Below are 16,738 nucleotides of genomic sequence, written 5' to 3'. Positions count from 1 at the left end.
ATGTCATTTACCCAGAAGCACCTCGACGCGGTTGAGGCGGCCATTGCTCGCGGTGAAAAAATCGTGCGCTACGGCGACCGCACCGTGGAGTACCGATCCATCGACGAGTTGCTCACAGCTCGCGACCAGATCCGTACTTCGCTGGTCAACTCGGCCGGGCCACGATCGCGTGTGGTTCGGTTGTACCACGCAGGGAAGGGAGTCTAATGGCCCGCCACTTCCCGACATTGACCCGTAACGGATTCGTGCTTCCGTCGAACATCAAAGCCAGTTACGAAGGCGCCGGCGAAGGGCGCCGCTCCACTGGCTGGGATGCTCCCGACAACGGAATCAACAGCATCAACACCCCGGCACTGCGCAACCTGCGGTCGCGCTCCCGGGCAGCGGTTCGCAATGACCCGTATGCCTTTAACGTGATCGACAAGCGCGTTAGCAACTTGATCGGCACGGGCATCACCCCTCGGCCGACGACTGACGACGATGCTTTACGCAAGTTGCTGCAGGAACTGTGGGGTGATTGGGTCGACGAATCGGATGCGGATGAGCGTACCGACTTCTACGGCCAGCAGGCTCTGGTGGCGCGCACGGTAGAAACATCGGGTGAGTGCTTTGTGCGCCTGCGACCGCGCAGCTTGGATGAGGGCTTGGCCGTTCCGCTACAGCTCCAGATTCTGGCGCCGGAGTTTGTCCCGCATGACAAGTACGAGAGCACCAAAACCGGCAACGTTATCCGTGCCGGGATCGAGTTCAACCCGGGCGGCAAGCGCGTGGCGTACTGGATGTACCTGTCGCATCCGCGCGATGCTGCTTCGCTGAACGCTGGCTATAACCAGTTGGTCCGCGTGCCCACCGCCCAGGTGCTACACATCTTCGAACCAGTTGAGCCGGGTCAACTGCGCGGGGTGCCGCGATTGTCACCGGTGCTCAAGCGTCTGCGCAGCCTGGACAACTATGACGATGCCGTGTTGTTTCGCCAGGAGGTGGCGAACCTGTTCGCTGGCTTCATCAAGCGGCCGGCACCGGACTCTGGACCACAGCCAAGAGACCCGGTCACTGGCGAGCTATTGAGTCTTGACCGTGACGGTTTCACTCCGATGGTGGCGCTGGAGCCCGGCACCATGCAGGAGCTGGGGCCAGGTGAAGAGGTGGAGTTCTCCAAGCCGCCAGACGCTGGCAACAACTATCCGGACTTTATGCGGCAGCAACTGATGGCTGCAGCAGCGGGATCCGGCACACCTTACGAGATCCTCACCGGCGACATGCGCGGGATCAACGACCGAGCGTTACGTGTGGTGCTCAACGAGTTTCGGCGCCGCCTGGAACAACTGCAATTCAGCGTTTACGTACACCAGCTCTGCCGCCCAGTGCGAGCGGCCTGGATGGATATGGCCGTGTTGTCCGGTGTCTTGGTGCTGGGCGATTACGCGCAAAAGCGCCGCGACTACCTCCGTACCCGTTGGGTGCCGCAAGGTTGGGCCTACATCCAGCCGGTACAGGACGTTCAGGCTCGACGGATGGAAGTACAGGCCGGCTTTGCCTCGCGCAGCGAGATGGTGCTGCGCACCGGCTACGACGCCGAAACGGTCGATCAGGAAAACGCCGCCGATCTGGCGCGGGCCACAGCACTGGGCCTCAACTACAACACCCTTGATGCCGTCGACACAACCGACGACAAGGAGCAACCATGAGCAAAAAAGCGCGACCGCGCATTTACAACCGTGCGGGCCAGCGGGTGCAGGTCAAAGACAAAACCTGGTACGCGGTGCAGGCCAGCGGGGAGGCTGTCGAGCGAGTGATCGAAGTCTTCGTCTACGGCGAGATCGGCGCCTGGGGGATCACCGCCAATCAATTTGTACAGGACCTGCGCGCCATGGACGACGGCGTCTCGGAGGTGATCGCCGCATTCAACAGCGTTGGTGGGGACTTGTTCGACGGCTTGGCCATGCACAATGCGTTGAGGCGCTTGGGCGCGCGCTGCACCGGGCGAATTGATGCCTTGGCCGCCAGTGCGGCCAGCGTGGCGGTGTGCGGCGCGCACAAGGTCGTCATCGCCGAAAGCGCGATATTGATGATCCATAACCCCTGGACCTACGCGTCGGGTGACGCCGAAGACTTCCGTAAGGTGGCTGACGTCCTTGACCAGACGATGGAAGCCATCATTGCGGCCTACAAGGCGAAGGCACCGAACATTGATGAGGCCGAGCTGCGGCGGCTGGTCGCCGCTGAAACCTGGTTGACCGCCAATGAAGCTCTGGCCCTGGGGCTAGCCGATGAAATTGGCAACGGCATCAAGGTTAAGGCCTGTCTCGGCCAGGGTGGCGTGTTGCAGCGTTACCAGCACGCACCGGCTGAACTGCTGGCTCAGCTCGACGAGCCACCCGAGCCGGATCCGGAGCTGGAGCCGATCGATCCGCCATTGGTGCCGGTGGTGGTCGATTCGGCCAAGTTGGCACTGATGATCACCCAGCGTTGCACGGCGGCGGGCATCAGCAACCTGGTCGAGCCGCTGCTCAACTCGACCCAGCTCGAAAGCGAAGAGATTGTTCTGGCCGGCCTGGCACGCGCCAAGGCGGTGAATGACCTTTGCGTGGCGGCGCGTTTGCCGGAGTTCAGCGCCGAGTACGTTTCAGCGGGGCTGGATGCTGCGGCGGTCCGGGCGCGTCTGTTCGACAAAATCGTCACCAGCGGCAAGGGCTTTGAAATCGACAACAGCCTGCCGCTGGCAGACGACCCGGCTCCCAAGGTGCTGGCCAAACAACCTGATCCCACCTCGATCTGGGCTTCGCGACAAGCGGCTCAATCTGGCACTGCGCACGGCGCGAAAGGAGCAAGACAATGACCATTAAAAAAGAGCCGATCCATGCGGGTGAATTTCTCCTCTCCGAAGGCGCCGGGAACATCTCGCGGGAAACGATCAACGTTGCCGCTGGCCCTGCGCTGAATCCCGGCCAAGTCCTCGGTCTGGTGACGGCCACGGGCGAGTTTGCGCCGTATGACCCAGCCGCCGAAGACGGTACTCAGGCTGCCGTGGCGATCCTCTACGGGCAGTTGGGAGAGTCGGACATCGTGCGCCGTGGTCGCGCTGTGGTGCGCTTGGCTGAGGTCAGCGAAGTGCATTTGACCGGGCTTGATCCTGAGGCTGAAAAGGACCTGGCCACCCATTTCCTGATTGTCCGCTAAGACCATCAGCCGCGTTTACCCAGCCTGCCTTGAGCGGGTTTTTTCATTTCTGGAGAGTACCCATGGCCGAGATCGCCATTTTTGACGACGAAGCGTTCACCGTCACTGCGCTGACTGCTGCACTCAACGATCAACCCTATTTGCCAGGGCGCATCAGCGCTTTGGGTCTGTTCCGCGAGGAAGGCATCACCACCTTGACCGTACAGATCGAAAAGGACGGCGACACCCTGGCACTGGTGCCTGCCGGTGAGCGGGGTGGTTCTGGCCTGGTAGTCGCGGCCAGCAAGCGCAACCTGATCCCGTTCAACACCGTCCACCTGCCGGAGCGCTTCACCATCAAGGCCGACGAGATCCAGGGCATTCGTGCTTTCGGTACTCGCACCGAGCTGCAGGCGGTGCAGGATGTGGTCAATGCCCGCCTGGCCAAAGCGCGCCGCCAGTTGGATGCGACCCATGAGTTCCAGCGCATGGGCGCCCTCAATGGCCTGATCCTCGATGCTGATGGTTCGACGGTGCTGTTGGACCTTTACGACCGCTTCGGTGTGCAGCGTCAGAAGCTGCCCATGGGCTTGGCAGACCCGAGCACTGAGCTGCGAGTTAAGTGCGGCGAAGCACTGGATATGCAGGAGGACGCGCTGGGCAGTGTGACCAGTACCGGCTCTCGCGCCTTCTGCGGCAAGAACTTCTGGAACAAGTTGATCGTTCACAAGGCGGTCAAGGAAACCTACCTCAACAGCCAGCAAGCAGCGGCGTTGCGCGGTGATGCCCGAGAAAGCTTCGAGTTCGGGGGCATTATCTGGGAGCGCTACCGGGGCAAAGTCGCCGGGGTATCTTTCGTCCACGACGACAAGGCGTTGCTGGTCCCTGAGGGTGTGCCGGATCTGTACATCTCGGTGTTCGCTCCGGCCGATTACATGGAGACAGTCAACACCCAAGGCATTCCGTACTACAGCATGATCGAGCCATTGCCGTTCAATAAAGGCATGGCCGGTGAAGCGCAGTCCAACCCACTACACCTGTGCACTCGACCGCGTGCACAGATCCTCCTGGAGCTCTGACCATGGGCTTTCGCGATCTGATCGCCGAGGTTGACGCGGTGGTGTTCGAAACGCTGGGCGATTCGGCACGGATTGAGGGTCGTGATGAGCCAGTCCTCGGCATGTTCGCAGCGCCCTGGTTGCAGCCGAAGTTCGGCAAGCTCAACACCGGATTACGTGAGCCTCGGTTTGAGATTCGCGTCAGCGATTCGCAGGGGCTGGAGCAGGGCCTGTTGGTCACCATCGATCTGCCGGCATTGGACGGCGGTGGCGAGTACGACCTGCTGCAACTAGAGCCGAGTGGCGACGGTCTGGTCGCCTTGATCCTGAGGATGCGCGCATGAGTGTCGGTAGCTATTTCAAGCCATCGGCCGGTGGCGGGATGCTCTCTATCCAATCCTCTGCGGCGGATCTGAAAGCCTTCGAAGAGTTTGCCAAGGTGGTGCCCAAAGCAGCCGCCGCGGCTCAACGTCGAGCGATCAATAAAACGTTGGGTTGGCTGCGCACCCACATTGCGCGGGCCGTCAGCCGGCAAGAACGCATTGCCGTTGCGGCGGTTCGTCAGCGCCTGCGCAGCTACCCGGTCTCCGGCGGGGCCACCAGCGGCAAATTGTGGTTCGGTCTCAACGCGATTGAGTCCAGCCGGATCGGTCGGGCGCGACAGTCTGGCAGCGGTGTGTCGGTCGCTGGACGGCGTTACCAGGGCGCCTTTCTCAAAAAGGTTTACGGCAACAAGCCCGATATCTGGATTCGTACGGCGAGCAAGCATTTCAACGCAGACGATTATCCCGATAGCTCGGTGTCGTCGGGTGGCGGCGTCAGTTCGGGATGGGTCGCAGAAAACGGCGATCGCTTTCCGCTGGCCAAGGCCAAGGTCTCGCTGGAGCAGGCGCGTCCGCACTTCGACACGTGGGTCAAGCGTGCTGATGCGCGTTTGCTGGAAATCCTGCAGCAGGAGTTCAACTTTGAGCTGCAGAAGTATTTGAAGGGAACGGCCAATGTCTGATGAGCCTTTTAGTCTTGATCAGCTCTACCAGGCGATTGAACAGCACCTGCTGAGCAGCCTATCGGGGATCAAAGCGGTGACGGCATGGCCGAACATCAAGGATCGGATTGCACTGCCGGTGGTGTTCATTGAAATGGCCGAGTTGGAACCTGGTCAAGACATCGGCACCGGGGAGACAACCCTGATTTGCAAGTTCGAGGCGCGGATCATCGTCGACCCAATCAAGCCTTACCATCATCAGCAGGCCGCGCACCTGGCGGCGCAATTGGCCGTGTTGCTGCGCATGCAAACCTGGGGCGTTGCGGTCGAGCCTGCTGAGTTTGTCCAGGCCATGCAGGATTGGACCAAGCCGGAGTTGGATGGTTACGTGGTCTGGTTGGTGGAATGGACGCATCAAATTTATCTGGGCGTTGAGGAATGGCCGTGGCCGGACGAACCGCCGGGCACGCTGGTGATTGATGTTGAACCGGGGGATGGGCCTGTTTCGCCGGAGAATCTGCCGTGAGCTACGCCAGTGCAGAGCATGACCGCATGATCGCCGCCATGTTGATGCCGTGTGTGGTGGTCGGGGTGGATCTGGCGGCACCGGCAGTACGAGTGTCGAACGGCGAATGGACCAGCGCCTGGGTGCGCTGGCACAGTCTCGCGGCCGGCAAGGCGCGGCACTGGCGGGCGCCAAGTCTGGGCGAGCAGGGGGTGTTGTTTAACCCCAGCGGTCAGGCCGGCATGGGAACCTTTATCCCGGGGTTGTACGGGGATGCTGGCGGCCAGCCGGATAACCGCGATCATGTGGAAGTCTGGCGGTTTGACGATGGCGGCTCACTGATCTACGACTGGGCGGCCAAGACCTACACCATCACCCTGCCCACCGGCACGGTATCCATCAAGGTCGGCAGCACCGTGGTCACCGTTACGGATAACGCCGTGTCGGCCGAGGTCGGTGGCACCGTGGTCACCGTTACGGATGACACCGTGTCGGCCAAAGTCGGTGGCACCGAGGCGGCGTTGACCGCTGATTCGGTGGCGGTCAAATCGACGGCCATCAAGTTGACCGGCGCGGTGTTGATCGACGGCACGTTACACGTAACGCAAGCCGTCACCAGTGCGGCCTCGATCCTGGCGACCGGAGCAAGTGACAACCACCACACACACTAATCAATCACCTTTTGAGGCCCGCCCTGTGCGGGCTTTTTCATGCCTGGAGAAAACATGGCCAAGACCACCGATAAGCCTGCCGCCGATCAGTCGCCGGCGGCGGATCTGCTGCTGACCTTTCGCGACAAGGTTTTTACCTCGCGCACCCTGATCATCCCGGCCACCGGCCGCTCGTTGCCGGTGGCCAAGAGCGTCGTGGCAGTGTCGGCGTCCGATGAGCAGGCCCTGAGTTACCTCAAGGCTCACAAAGAATTCGAGCCCCTGGAGTGAGTTAGATGATCGGAATGGATCGCCACACCGGCCAACCCATTTCCGGCATCGAGCACTTGCTGCAGTCCATGGCCGACATTTTGGGAACGCCGCTCGGCAGCCGGCGGCACCGACCGGAATACGGCAGCAAGCTCAGTTCTTTTGTCGACTTGCCCGTTAACGCCGGTTGGAAAAGCTCGGTGCAAGCGGAGGCGGCCCGGGCTCTGGGGCGCTGGGAGCCGCGCTTGAGGCTGGAGAGCGTGCGTGTGCTGTCGGTGCTGGGCGGGAAAATCAATCTGAGTATTGCCGGCGAATACCTCGGCGACGGCTTTCTGGTGGAGGTGAGCGTATGAGTGGCTTGGATCTGTCGGCGCTGCCGGCGCCGGAAGTGCTGGAGCCTCTGGACTTCGAAGACACTTACGGGGAAGGGCTGGAAACGTTTCGCGGCTACATGGGCGACAACTGGACCGCCACGCTGGAGAGCGACCCGGTCACCAAGGTGATCGAGGTCGGGGCCTACATCAAACTCGGCAACCGGGCCCGGGTTAATGACGCGGCCAAGGCCTTGCTACTGGCGCACGCCATCGGCAGTGACCTTGATCAGTTGGGCGCTAATTACAACCTCAAGCGCCTGGTGATCCAGGCCGAAGACCTGCTGGCGGTGCCGCCGGTGCCGGAGATCAAGGAAAAGGACGATCCGTTTCGCGAGCGCATTCAGTTGGCCTTTGAGGGGCTGACTACGGCGGGGCCGCGTAACAGCTACATCCTGCACGCGCGCAACGCCTCGGGGCTGGTGGCGGATGCCTCGGCCGAAAGCCCGTCACCGTGCTGCGTTACGGTAACGGTGTTGAGTTCGGAAGGGGAAGGGCTGGCCAGTCCCGAGTTGTTGGCCGCCGTAGCGGTGGAGCTGGATGATGAAGACGTGCGCCCCCTCACGGACTTTGTGACGGTGCAGAGCGCCGAAATTATTCACTACCGCATCGACGCTATTTTGCACATGAACGGCGGCGGGCCGGAGGGCGACGCCAGTCTGACCGAGGCCACTAAACGCTTGGCGGCCTGGATCAACCCGCGCAAGCGCTTGGGCGTGGAGGTGGCGCGCTCGGCTGTCGATGCTCAGCTACACGTGGCTGGCGTTTCGCGGGTTGAGTTGACCGGATGGGTCGACCTGGCCCCGAGCAAGGCACAGGCGGCATTCTGTACCGGTTATAAGGTGGTGATGGCGGGTGCAACATGACCAGCCTGCTGCCGAGCAATAGCACGCAACTGGAGCGCGCCCTGGAAGCGGCGTTTTACGAGCGCACGATCATCCCGCTGCGCACCCTCTACAACGCTCAAACCTGTCCGGTTCATTTACTGCCCCATCTGGCGTGGGCGTGGTCGGTCGATCGCTGGGACCATCGTTGGTCCGAGGCGACCAAGCGCAGTGCCATTGCCGCGTCGTATTACATCCATGCCCGCAAAGGCACGATCGGCGCTCTGCGCCGCGTGGTCGAGCCGCTGGGCTACCTGGTCGAAGTTATCGAGTGGTTCAAGACGGTGCCGAAGGGGGAGCCGGGCACCTTCGCGCTGAAGGTCGGTGTGCTGGACACCGGGATCACCGAAGAAATGTATCAGGAACTGGAACGCCTGATCGACGACGCCAAGCCGGTAACTCGGCACATGACTGGCCTCGATATCACGCTGGAAACCCGTTTAGACGCCTATGTCGGTATCGCTGTGTATGACGGCGACGAGATCGATGTTTACCCCTGGAGCAATCCCGATATTGACGTGGTGATTCAGGGCTACCACGGCGTTAGCGAATACACCCTCGACGAATTGGACGTGTACCCCCATGGTTGATAAAAACTCTATATTCGGCGGCATGCTCACCATTCAAGGGGCCGCCAAGAAAACCAACTGCGATGCGCTGGGAATCCCTTGGGAGCCGCGTTACATGCTGATTGGCGATGCCAACGGCACCGACCCAGTGCCAAACCCTTCCCAGATAAAGCTGATCAACCAAGTCTATCGGGCTCAAATCAATCAACTGTACGTGTCTCCAACTGACGCCAATGTACTGATTGCCGAGCTGGTGTTGCCGCCCGACGTGGGGGGCTGGTGGGTTCGTGAACTGGCGCTGGAGGACAAGGACGGGGTGTTTTCCGCGGTCGCCAATGCTGCCCCGAGCTATAAGCCTCAGTTGGAACAAAATTCCGGGCGTAACCAGGTGGTGAGGATGCACATCATCACCAGCGGCACCGCGAACATTCAGCTGAAGATTGACCCGTCCGTGGTGCTGGCCACCCGATCCTACGTCGATCAAAAGACGTTGGGGATACAGGACTATGTCGATCAAAAGGTGCTGGAGGAGCTGGGCAAGCAGGACTTTAAGCACTCGGTACGGGTGGCGACCACCGCCCCTGTGGTGCTCAGCGGCCTTCAGACCATTGATGGTGTGGCCTTGAGCGCTGAGGCGCGTGTGTTGGTGAAGAATCAGGCCGCGCCCAAGGACAACGGCCTGTACAGCGTGTCGGCGGCGGGTGTGTGGACGCGTAGCGCGGATGCCGATAGCAGTCTGGAAGTGACGCCCGGGTTGTTTGTGCATGTCGAGCGCGGCACCACCAACGGCGACAGCATTTGGCAACTGGTGACGGATGCGCCGATTGTCCTGGGCGTGACGGATCTGCTGTTTGAAATGGCGGGCGGGCGCACCGGTGTCAATGCCGGCACGTACCGCAGTGTGACCGTGGACAAATACGGTCGAGTGGTGGGCGGGACCAACCCGACCACGCTGGCCGGTTATGGGATCACCGACGCCTTCACCAAAACCGAAACAATCGACTTGATTAACGGCGCGGGCCAAATCCCGTTAGTGGAGGTCAACACATCAAAGTCCCTGGTGGCGGCCGAGTTGGGGCTTGTCCTGATTGATGCCAGCGCAGGGGCATTGACGGTTGAGCTGCCAGACGCCAACTCAGCGCTGGGTGTTCGTGGTGTGGTGGTGCGGCGGGTCGATAACACTACCAACCGGTTGGTGATCAAGGCGGCCGGTAGCAACAAAATCAAGTTCCATACCCATCTGAATGCGGCCGGCTATTCGTTCCTGGTGCTGATGGGGGCCGGGGATTACTGGCATTTTCGCAGTGATTGCAAGGGCAGCTGGATACCTATTGCGCGCTTAGACGGTACGGCACTCGGGCGGCCCGTGCTTGAAACGACCACCGTATTAAATCCGGGTGGTCACGCTCCGTTGGGCAATGCCGTCTTTATTCGTGCCGATTGGCCATGGTTGTGGGACCACGCTCAGCAGTCGGGAATGCTGACTGCGGAAGCCGCTCGTGGGGGTATGGAGGGCGGTTGGACCTCGGGCGATGGCGCGACCACGTTCCGTAGTCCAGATCCGCGCGGTAAATTCGTCCGACACCTTGACGAGTCTGCCGGGATCGATCCGGGCCGTGTGGCGGGCAGCTATCGGCTCGATGATTTCAAGAGTCACGCCCACTATTCAGCTTCCACAGGCTACGGCACGCAGGCGATGGGCGGCGGAAGCATCACCTATGCCACCCCGACTGGTGGCAGCACTGGCGCCGCTGGCGGCGCTGAGACAGTCCCGAAACACATCGCCTATCCGGGCCGAATTAAAGTGATCTGAGGTTCTAATGAATATCTATTTATTTGACCCGCTCGGCATTCTGTCCGGGCCGTTTGAGTTGTCAGCGTTTCCGGAGGTCCCGGGGTTTGGCCAATATCTGCCGGGCAATAACGTCCAGCTGGAAAATCCTTTGGCCCTGCCCGAGGCTGGCCACGTATGGGCGCTGGTCGATGGGGAGCCGCAACAATTGGCCGACTATCGCGGCATGGTTTTCCGCACGGAAGTACCAGGCGTCGCGGAGGAGTATTCCAAGCTTGGCGATCTGCCTGAAGGACTGACCGCCAAACGCTGGCCGGGTCAGTTCTACGTGTGGGCTGGTGGGGATTGGGTTCTGGATGAGGCGGCGCAGATTACAGCGGCGCTAGCGGGCGAGCGAGCGTGGCGCAATGTACAGGTTGCCGCGACTGACTATCTGGCAATGCCGGATTACCCGATCACCGCTGAACAGCGATCCGAGCTGTATGCCTACCGCCAGGCGTTGCGCGATTGGCCGGATGTGACGCTGTTCCCTGATCAGTCAGGCCGCCCCCAGCCCCCGGCATGGATTGCCAGCTTGGCCCAATAACGCCCCGCACTGACGGGGCGTTTTCTTTTCCGTTACGCGTAACACGAACATCCCTGACAGCCTCGCTTATGCGGGGCTTTTTCGTTTCTGGAGATTGAGCCTTATGAGTTTCTTTCACGGCGTCACCACCACGTTGATCGACAACGGTGCGCGGACTATTTCGCTGCCGTCGTCGTCGATCATCGGTCTGTGCGACACCTTCACCCCGGGCATGCTCGGCGGCGGCACAGCCCTGGCCGGCGAGCTGAAGCTGATCACGTCCGAGCGTGAAGCCATCGCCGCGTTCGGCGCCGGTGCGGCGATTACCAAGGCCTGCCAGGCGATCTACGCCAAGGCCAAGGCGGTGATTGTCGCTATCGGCGTGCCCAAGCTGGAAGACGCTGCGCTGCAAACGTCCGCCATCGTTGGTGGCGTTCTCGCCGGTGGCCAGCGTACCGGCCTTCAGGCGTTGCTGGACGGCAAGAGCAAGCACAACGCCCAGCCGAAACTGCTGATCGCCCCGGGGCATTCCTCGACGCAAGCGGTGGCCACCGCCATGGATGCCCTGGCTGGCAAGTTGCGCGCGATCGGCATCATCGACGGGCCGAACACCACCGATGAGGCGGCCATGGCCTACGCCCTGGAGTTCGGCAGCAAGCGCCTGTTTATGGTCGATCCCGGGGTGCAGTTCTGGGACACCGTGCTCAGCGCGACGGTCGATGCCCCGGGCTCGGCCTGGGTCGCGGGGCTGTTCGCCTGGACCGATGCCACTTACGGCTACTGGGCGTCGCCGTCGAACAAGGAGTTTGTCGGCATCACCGGCACCACGCGCCCGATCGAGTACCTGGACGGCGACGAAACCTGCCGGGCCAACCTGCTGAACAACGCGAACATCGCGACGATCATCCGGGATGGTGGCTATCGCCTGTGGGGTAACCGCACGTTGTCCAGCGACCCGAAATGGGCGTTCGTCACCCGGGTGCGCACCTGCGACATCCTCATGGACGCGGTGCAGGCCGGGCACAAATGGGCGGTCGATCGCTCGATCACCAAGACCTATGTCTCGGACGTGACCGGGGGGCTTCAGGCGTTCATGCGCGACGAGAAAAACGCCGGCGCGATCATCAACTTTGAAGTCTACCCCGACGACGAATTGACCACGGCCAGCCAAATCATGCAGGGCAAAGTCTATTGGCGCATTCGCTTTACCGATGTGCCGCCGGCAGAAAACCCGAATTTCCTCTTCGAAGTCACCGATCAATGGGCGACCGAAGTTCTTGAAGCAGCCTAAGGGGGCCGATCAATGATTCCTCAAGTTCTCTCCAACATGAACGCCTTTGTCGACGGTGTGAGTTTTGCCGGCGACGTGCCGACCCTGTCGCTGCCCAAGCTGACGCAAAAGACCGACGACTATCAGGGCGGCGGCATGTCCGCCCCGATCGAAATGGCCATGGGGCTGGAAAAGCTGGAAGCGGCGTTTACCACCAACGGCGTGCGCCGTGAGTCGCTGAAGTACTTCGGCTTGGCCGATCAGACCGCGTGCGCCATCGTCTTTCGTGGCGCCTTCCGGGGCTTAAAAGGGGTGGTGACGCCGGTTGTGGTGACCCTGCGCGGCGGTATCAAAGAGGTCGACATGGGCGACTGGAAGCCGGGCGATAAGGCGGAAATCAAGCACGCGATCAAGGCCGTTTACTACAAGCTCGAAATCGACGGTCGCGTGATGTACGAAATCGACCCGATCAACATGATTCAGGTGATCGACGGTGTCGATCAACTGGCCGCAGAACGCTCGGCCGTCGGCCTCTAAGGACTAAAGAACATGACTCAAGTAAGCCTGAACAAACCGTTGCCGAAGTGGCTGGAACTCACCGACGACGGCGTTACCGTCACGCTGGCCTACAAGGCCAATATCAGCAGCGTTCTCGTCGACAAGGTGACGATGCGCGCGCCCAGCGTCAGGGACATGGAGGCCGCCAAGGCGGCCGGCGGCGGCGAATACGACAAGATGGAAAAGAACCTGTTTTGCAGCTTGATCATGGCCACCGAAACGGATCTAGCGTCCCTGAAAGTCAAAGACTACAACCGCTTGCAGGCCGGCTATTTTCGTCTGGTTGAAGAAGACGACGTGTAACGAAACCACCCTCAAGGCACTGGCCCGACGCTTGGCAAAAGAGACTAGTTTCTCGGCCGCCGAGATCAAGGCCATGCCGTTTTCTGAGATGGTGTGGTGGCTTACGGATTGAGCCGCCTTTGATTGACCCGACGTATAGGGCACGCACATGGCGAACAAACTCGCGCTCGGCCTGGTCATTGGCGGGGCGGTCAGCTCCACGGTGGGCTCGGCGTTCAAGGACGTCACCAGTCGCATCAAGCGCCTGGAGGCCGAAGGCCAAAAAGCCCGGGTGCTGGAAAAGACCATCGGCGACACCATGCGGTTGCGCGATGAATGGCGCAAGGCGCACATGGCGGGCGAGAAGGGTGCCAGCGCCCTGCTGAAACAGCTTGAGGGCAATATCAGCAGCCTGAAAAAGCAAGGCGTGGAGGTCCACAATCTGACCAAGGCCTACACGGCCATGGGTCAGGCGGCGAACAAGGCCGAGCTGAAGGCCAAAGGTCACCAGCAACTCGACGAAGGCAAGCAGAAACTCAAAAGCAGCGTCGGCCAGGCGGTGGCCGCCACGGCGGCGATGGCGATTCCGACCAAGGTCAGCGCGGACTATGGCGCGATCATTCGTGACATTGCGATCAAGTCGAACATTGCCAACAAGCCCGAAGAGGGTGAAATGTCGAGGAAGATCATCGACACGTCACGCGACACCGGCATGGCGCGCAATCAGGTGGCCGAGGTGGTCAACGCCCTGGTGGGCGCCGGCATGGAGCTGGACAAGGCGCTGCAATACGCCCCGACGGCGGCCAAGTTCGCCGTGGGGCAGGGTTCGGATGGCGGCGAAACGGCGCGCATGATCAATGCCCTGGGGCAGAACGCCAAGATCTCCGACCCGGCGGTAATGCAGAAGGCGCTGGAGGCGATCGCCTACCAAGGGCAAGCGGGCAGTTTCGAGGCGGCCGACATGGCCCGTTGGTTCCCCGAGCTGTTGGCGGGTATGGGTAAGCTAGGCATCACCGGCATGGATTCGGTGACGCAACTGGGCGCCATGCTTCAGGTGCAAATGAAGACGGCGGGCAGCTCCGACGAAGCCGCCGGCAACCTCAAGAACTGGATGGAAAAGATCGGTTCGGGTGACACAGTCACCGCCTATAAAAAGGCCGGGATCGATTATCAGGGCTCGATGAACACCGGCCTGCAGAATGGCAAATCGACGCTGGAATCCAGCTTTGAGCTGGCGCAGAAGTACATCGCGGCGACCGATCCGAAGAAGGCCGCCGCCATGGCGAAGGCCACGGCCGAGATCAGCCAGGAGACCGATCCGGAAAAAGCCAAGGCCATGATTGCGTCCCTGGAACAAGCCTTGCGCACCGGCGACCTGTTCGCCGACATGCAGGTCAAGGGCGCGTTGACCGCGTTCATGCAGAACAAGGATCTGTACGCCAAGCTGAAATCGGAGTCGGCGAGTGCCACCGGGATCTTGGATAAGAACCTGGAGGAACGCCGGCAGTCGTCGGCGCAAAAGTGGTCGGAAATGGCCCAGTCCATGGACGACGCCATGCGCGCGATCGGCGATGTCTTCCGGCCGGTGACCGATAAGGTGGCGGACGGTCTGACCTACGTCACCCAAGGGCTGAGCAAGCTGTCGGACGAATCGCCTAAGTTGGTGACCGGCATCGGTGCGGCCGTCGCGGCCGTGATCGCCTTTCAGTCGGCCATGAGTACCTTCAAGATCGCCAAGGGCCTACTGAACATCGGCCGTGGCTCGCTGATGGGCAATCCGAACATCCCGCAAAAGGTGATCGTGACCAACATGGGGGGCATGGGTGGCGGTGGCGGCCTGGACGCTGGCGACCTCGATACCGATGGCAAGGGCAAAAAAGGCGGCAAGGGTGGTGGTCGCGGAGGCGGCGGAGGCGTCGGCTCCGTGGTGAAAGGCACGGCAGTGGTCGCGGTGGTGGATGCGGGGTTTAAGGCCTACGACACCTACCAGAACGCCGAGACGCGGGACGAGAAAGCCGAAGGCTATGGCGGGGCGGCGGGTGGTTTGGCTGGAGCGTTATCCGGGGCTGCGGCTGGGGCCGCTCTCGGCACGATGCTTTTGCCGGTCATTGGCACCGCTATTGGCGGGCTGGTTGGCGGTGTTCTCGGCAACATGGGCGGCGACGCCTTGGGCGGTTACCTCGGCAAGTCGATGTTCGGCACGGACGAAGCGCTGAAGAGCATGCCGGCGGCCGGGCCGCTGATGATGGCCAATGCCGGCAAGAACGTGCCGCCGGTGATGGGCGACATCGCCAAATCGTTCGACACGGCGCCGAAAGCGTTTGAGCCGCCACCGGCGCCGCCGGTGTCGTATGACCCGCGCGACCTCGACTCCAAAGACGCCATGTTGCTGCCGCACTTTGCCAACAAGGTGCGCTTTCCGGGTTCGGAGCTGCGTCGGCCCAAGGTCATTCGCTCCGGGCTGGAAGCCCCGGCGCCGCAACCGGGTGACGCCGCCCGGGCCATGATGTTGCCCCCGGCCAGTGCGGACGCGGGCCTGCCGGCGGGGCCGTTGGCGATGGCGGCGAAGCCGGCACCGACCACCATCGAATCGAAAGTGGACATTCAGGCGCCGTTTTCGCTGGTGGTGAACGGCGACGTGAAGGACGCGGCGACGCTCTATAACCAGCTCAAACCGTTGCTCGATCAGCACTATCGCGACATGGCCAAGCAGGTGGGCAGTAGCAAGCTGTACGACGAACCGCATGTTTAATCAGGAGGGCATATGTCTGATCAGGAAAAGACTGCATTGCAGCAGTTACAGTCGGGCTTGAAGTACCTGGCCACGGCCGGGGAAACCGGCCGGCGTAGCCTGGACGGCATGCTGGGGCCCGTGAATGGCGCGATCGGCGAAATCACCGGGGCGGCGTCCGAGCTGGAGGATTTGCCCTTTGTCGGGCCGGCGGTCGGGGCCAAGCTTCAGCGCGTGATGCGTGGGGTGCAGGCGGCCCAGGCCAAGGTCGGGCAGGTGGTGGCCACCTACAACAAGGCCGCGCGGTCGGTGTCGCAAATTGACGAGCGCGTGGGGATGCTGAAGTCGCAGGCGGCCCGGGCGGCGTCGGCCATCAGCAAGATCGCCGGCAAGGTCAGTCCGGCGTTGACCACTGTGTTGCCGTCGTGGGCATTTGTCACCGATGGCACGCCCGCGCCGGAGGCGGTGAAGCCGTTCCCGCACCTGTTGATCATTCAGCCGCTCGATCCCAAGGCGCAGCCGTATTACTTCAACCTCGACACGGCGGCCTTTGACTCGTTGCGTCGCTCGACCAAATTCCGCTGGGCCTCGCAGGAGCGTTTGTCGCGCCGGCCGGCGCAGCAGGGCGTCGGCATGGGTGACGAAAAAATCACCCTCAAGGGCCAGATTTTCCCGGGCTTCAAGGGCGGATTGAAGCAGCTCGACACGTTGCGCACGATCGGCGGCCGGCTTCAGCCGCTGACGCTGACCACCGGCTATGGCGACGTGCTGGGCACCTGGTGCCTGGAGAGCGTCGACGAAGATCAAAGCGCGCTGATGCAAGGCGGGATTCCGCGTAAACAAGAGTTCACTCTGGAGTTTGTGCGCTATGGCGACGACATGCAGAACGTCTGACGGGGATCTGCTGGACACCCTTTGCCATAACTTTTATGGCCACCTGAATGGCAGCGTCGAGGCGGTGCTTGATGCCAATCAGGGGCTGGCCGAGGAAGAGCAGCCGTTTCGCACCGGCTTGATCATCGTCCTGCCGGATCTGCCGAGCCCGGTCACCGAGGCCGTCACGCTCTGGGACTGACCCCGTCCGGAGTC

Annotated in this window: 21 protein-coding genes; all 21 read left to right on the top strand. The window is 61.7% G+C overall.

The window, feature by feature from the left end; genetic code table 11:
• The 21 genes from KGB23_RS04455 (at position 1) to KGB23_RS04355 (ending at position 16,724) form a co-directional block, all read left to right on the top strand.
• Positions 1 to 207, top strand: coding sequence for a phage head-tail joining protein (locus tag KGB23_RS04455; protein ID WP_223430053.1), 207 nt, complete (start codon positions 1 to 3; stop codon positions 205 to 207).
• Positions 207 to 1,688 (top strand): phage portal protein, encoded by a 1,482-nt coding sequence (locus KGB23_RS04450; protein ID WP_223430052.1) that lies wholly within the window; start codon positions 207 to 209, stop codon positions 1,686 to 1,688. The genes KGB23_RS04455 and KGB23_RS04450 overlap by 1 nt, the downstream gene beginning before the upstream one ends.
• On the top strand, positions 1,685 to 2,839 hold the full coding sequence (locus tag KGB23_RS04445) for a head maturation protease, ClpP-related (protein WP_223430051.1): 1,155 nt from the start codon (positions 1,685 to 1,687) through the stop codon (positions 2,837 to 2,839). Before KGB23_RS04450 ends, KGB23_RS04445 begins: the two co-directional genes overlap by 4 nt.
• Positions 2,836 to 3,180: a head decoration protein gene (locus KGB23_RS04440; RefSeq protein ID WP_108183289.1), complete on the top strand. Its 345-nt coding sequence runs from the start codon at positions 2,836 to 2,838 to the stop codon at positions 3,178 to 3,180. Before KGB23_RS04445 ends, KGB23_RS04440 begins: the two co-directional genes overlap by 4 nt.
• A gap of 62 nt (positions 3,181 to 3,242) precedes the next feature.
• Entirely contained in the window at positions 3,243 to 4,238 is a 996-nt protein-coding gene (locus KGB23_RS04435) for a major capsid protein (protein ID WP_095128705.1), read from the top strand.
• Between the two features lie 2 nt (positions 4,239 to 4,240).
• Positions 4,241 to 4,561: a hypothetical protein gene (locus tag KGB23_RS04430; RefSeq protein WP_223430050.1), complete on the top strand. Its 321-nt coding sequence runs from the start codon at positions 4,241 to 4,243 to the stop codon at positions 4,559 to 4,561.
• Positions 4,558 to 5,223: a hypothetical protein gene (locus KGB23_RS04425; protein WP_223430049.1), complete on the top strand. Its 666-nt coding sequence runs from the start codon at positions 4,558 to 4,560 to the stop codon at positions 5,221 to 5,223. The genes KGB23_RS04430 and KGB23_RS04425 overlap by 4 nt, the downstream gene beginning before the upstream one ends.
• A complete protein-coding gene (locus KGB23_RS04420) occupies positions 5,216 to 5,728 on the top strand; it encodes a hypothetical protein (RefSeq protein ID WP_223430048.1) in 513 nt (170 codons plus the stop codon). Before KGB23_RS04425 ends, KGB23_RS04420 begins: the two co-directional genes overlap by 8 nt.
• Positions 5,725 to 6,378 (top strand): phage baseplate assembly protein V, encoded by a 654-nt coding sequence (locus KGB23_RS04415; RefSeq protein ID WP_223430047.1) that lies wholly within the window; start codon positions 5,725 to 5,727, stop codon positions 6,376 to 6,378. Before KGB23_RS04420 ends, KGB23_RS04415 begins: the two co-directional genes overlap by 4 nt.
• Before the next feature lie 54 nt (positions 6,379 to 6,432).
• Positions 6,433 to 6,648, top strand: coding sequence for a hypothetical protein (locus KGB23_RS04410; RefSeq protein ID WP_223430046.1), 216 nt, complete (start codon positions 6,433 to 6,435; stop codon positions 6,646 to 6,648).
• Positions 6,649 to 6,653: 5 nt separating this feature from the next.
• Positions 6,654 to 6,980: a GPW/gp25 family protein gene (locus KGB23_RS04405; protein WP_223430045.1), complete on the top strand. Its 327-nt coding sequence runs from the start codon at positions 6,654 to 6,656 to the stop codon at positions 6,978 to 6,980.
• On the top strand, positions 6,977 to 7,864 hold the full coding sequence (locus KGB23_RS04400; protein WP_223430044.1) for a baseplate J/gp47 family protein: 888 nt from the start codon (positions 6,977 to 6,979) through the stop codon (positions 7,862 to 7,864). Before KGB23_RS04405 ends, KGB23_RS04400 begins: the two co-directional genes overlap by 4 nt.
• Complete coding sequence (locus tag KGB23_RS04395) at positions 7,861 to 8,472, top strand: phage tail protein I (protein WP_046047788.1); 612 nt, start codon at positions 7,861 to 7,863, stop codon at positions 8,470 to 8,472. Before KGB23_RS04400 ends, KGB23_RS04395 begins: the two co-directional genes overlap by 4 nt.
• Positions 8,465 to 10,264: a phage tail protein gene (locus KGB23_RS04390; protein WP_223430043.1), complete on the top strand. Its 1,800-nt coding sequence runs from the start codon at positions 8,465 to 8,467 to the stop codon at positions 10,262 to 10,264. The genes KGB23_RS04395 and KGB23_RS04390 overlap by 8 nt, the downstream gene beginning before the upstream one ends.
• Positions 10,265 to 10,271: 7 nt before the next feature.
• Entirely contained in the window at positions 10,272 to 10,829 is a 558-nt protein-coding gene (locus tag KGB23_RS04385) for a phage tail assembly chaperone (protein WP_223430042.1), read from the top strand.
• Positions 10,830 to 10,932: 103 nt separating this feature from the next.
• Complete coding sequence (locus tag KGB23_RS04380) at positions 10,933 to 12,099, top strand: phage tail sheath family protein (protein WP_223430041.1); 1,167 nt, start codon at positions 10,933 to 10,935, stop codon at positions 12,097 to 12,099.
• 12 nt (positions 12,100 to 12,111) lie between these two features.
• Entirely contained in the window at positions 12,112 to 12,615 is a 504-nt protein-coding gene (locus tag KGB23_RS04375) for a phage major tail tube protein (protein ID WP_095128644.1), read from the top strand.
• 12 nt (positions 12,616 to 12,627) lie between these two features.
• Entirely contained in the window at positions 12,628 to 12,939 is a 312-nt protein-coding gene (locus KGB23_RS04370) for a phage tail assembly protein (RefSeq protein ID WP_223430040.1), read from the top strand.
• Positions 12,940 to 13,087: 148 nt separating this feature from the next.
• Entirely contained in the window at positions 13,088 to 15,670 is a 2,583-nt protein-coding gene (locus KGB23_RS04365) for a phage tail tape measure protein (protein WP_223430039.1), read from the top strand.
• A gap of 12 nt (positions 15,671 to 15,682) precedes the next feature.
• Positions 15,683 to 16,543, top strand: coding sequence for a phage tail protein (locus KGB23_RS04360; RefSeq protein ID WP_223430038.1), 861 nt, complete (start codon positions 15,683 to 15,685; stop codon positions 16,541 to 16,543).
• Positions 16,518 to 16,724, top strand: a complete 207-nt coding sequence (locus KGB23_RS04355) for a tail protein X (RefSeq protein ID WP_150655344.1) — start codon at positions 16,518 to 16,520, stop codon at positions 16,722 to 16,724. Before KGB23_RS04360 ends, KGB23_RS04355 begins: the two co-directional genes overlap by 26 nt.
• Positions 16,725 to 16,738: the final 14 nt, after the last annotated feature.

Source organism: Pseudomonas sp. GL-B-26, from assembly GCF_019947405.1.
Classification (GTDB): Bacteria; Pseudomonadota; Gammaproteobacteria; order Pseudomonadales; family Pseudomonadaceae; genus Aquipseudomonas.
The sequence above is the reverse complement of the archived record's forward strand: the minus strand, read 5'-3'. Positions and strand labels throughout refer to the sequence as shown.

What these genes read in the sequence shown, in the direction of transcription:
- KGB23_RS04355 (WP_150655344.1), top strand. Translation starts at nt 16,518, where the DNA reads ATGGCGACGACATGCAGAACGTCTGACGGGGATCTGCTGGACACCCTT.
- KGB23_RS04375 (WP_095128644.1), top strand. Translation starts at nt 12,112, where the DNA reads ATGATTCCTCAAGTTCTCTCCAACATGAACGCCTTTGTCGACGGTGTG.
- KGB23_RS04385 (WP_223430042.1), top strand. Translation starts at nt 10,272, where the DNA reads ATGAATATCTATTTATTTGACCCGCTCGGCATTCTGTCCGGGCCGTTT.
- KGB23_RS04425 (WP_223430049.1), top strand. Translation starts at nt 4,558, where the DNA reads ATGAGTGTCGGTAGCTATTTCAAGCCATCGGCCGGTGGCGGGATGCTC.
- KGB23_RS04405 (WP_223430045.1), top strand. Translation starts at nt 6,654, where the DNA reads ATGATCGGAATGGATCGCCACACCGGCCAACCCATTTCCGGCATCGAG.
- KGB23_RS04410 (WP_223430046.1), top strand. Translation starts at nt 6,433, where the DNA reads ATGGCCAAGACCACCGATAAGCCTGCCGCCGATCAGTCGCCGGCGGCG.
- KGB23_RS04370 (WP_223430040.1), top strand. Translation starts at nt 12,628, where the DNA reads ATGACTCAAGTAAGCCTGAACAAACCGTTGCCGAAGTGGCTGGAACTC.
- KGB23_RS04430 (WP_223430050.1), top strand. Translation starts at nt 4,241, where the DNA reads ATGGGCTTTCGCGATCTGATCGCCGAGGTTGACGCGGTGGTGTTCGAA.
- KGB23_RS04420 (WP_223430048.1), top strand. Translation starts at nt 5,216, where the DNA reads ATGTCTGATGAGCCTTTTAGTCTTGATCAGCTCTACCAGGCGATTGAA.
- KGB23_RS04445 (WP_223430051.1), top strand. Translation starts at nt 1,685, where the DNA reads ATGAGCAAAAAAGCGCGACCGCGCATTTACAACCGTGCGGGCCAGCGG.
- KGB23_RS04360 (WP_223430038.1), top strand. Translation starts at nt 15,683, where the DNA reads ATGTCTGATCAGGAAAAGACTGCATTGCAGCAGTTACAGTCGGGCTTG.
- KGB23_RS04440 (WP_108183289.1), top strand. Translation starts at nt 2,836, where the DNA reads ATGACCATTAAAAAAGAGCCGATCCATGCGGGTGAATTTCTCCTCTCC.
- KGB23_RS04455 (WP_223430053.1), top strand. Translation starts at nt 1, where the DNA reads ATGTCATTTACCCAGAAGCACCTCGACGCGGTTGAGGCGGCCATTGCT.
- KGB23_RS04400 (WP_223430044.1), top strand. Translation starts at nt 6,977, where the DNA reads ATGAGTGGCTTGGATCTGTCGGCGCTGCCGGCGCCGGAAGTGCTGGAG.
- KGB23_RS04380 (WP_223430041.1), top strand. Translation starts at nt 10,933, where the DNA reads ATGAGTTTCTTTCACGGCGTCACCACCACGTTGATCGACAACGGTGCG.
- KGB23_RS04450 (WP_223430052.1), top strand. Translation starts at nt 207, where the DNA reads ATGGCCCGCCACTTCCCGACATTGACCCGTAACGGATTCGTGCTTCCG.
- KGB23_RS04395 (WP_046047788.1), top strand. Translation starts at nt 7,861, where the DNA reads ATGACCAGCCTGCTGCCGAGCAATAGCACGCAACTGGAGCGCGCCCTG.
- KGB23_RS04365 (WP_223430039.1), top strand. Translation starts at nt 13,088, where the DNA reads ATGGCGAACAAACTCGCGCTCGGCCTGGTCATTGGCGGGGCGGTCAGC.
- KGB23_RS04390 (WP_223430043.1), top strand. Translation starts at nt 8,465, where the DNA reads ATGGTTGATAAAAACTCTATATTCGGCGGCATGCTCACCATTCAAGGG.
- KGB23_RS04435 (WP_095128705.1), top strand. Translation starts at nt 3,243, where the DNA reads ATGGCCGAGATCGCCATTTTTGACGACGAAGCGTTCACCGTCACTGCG.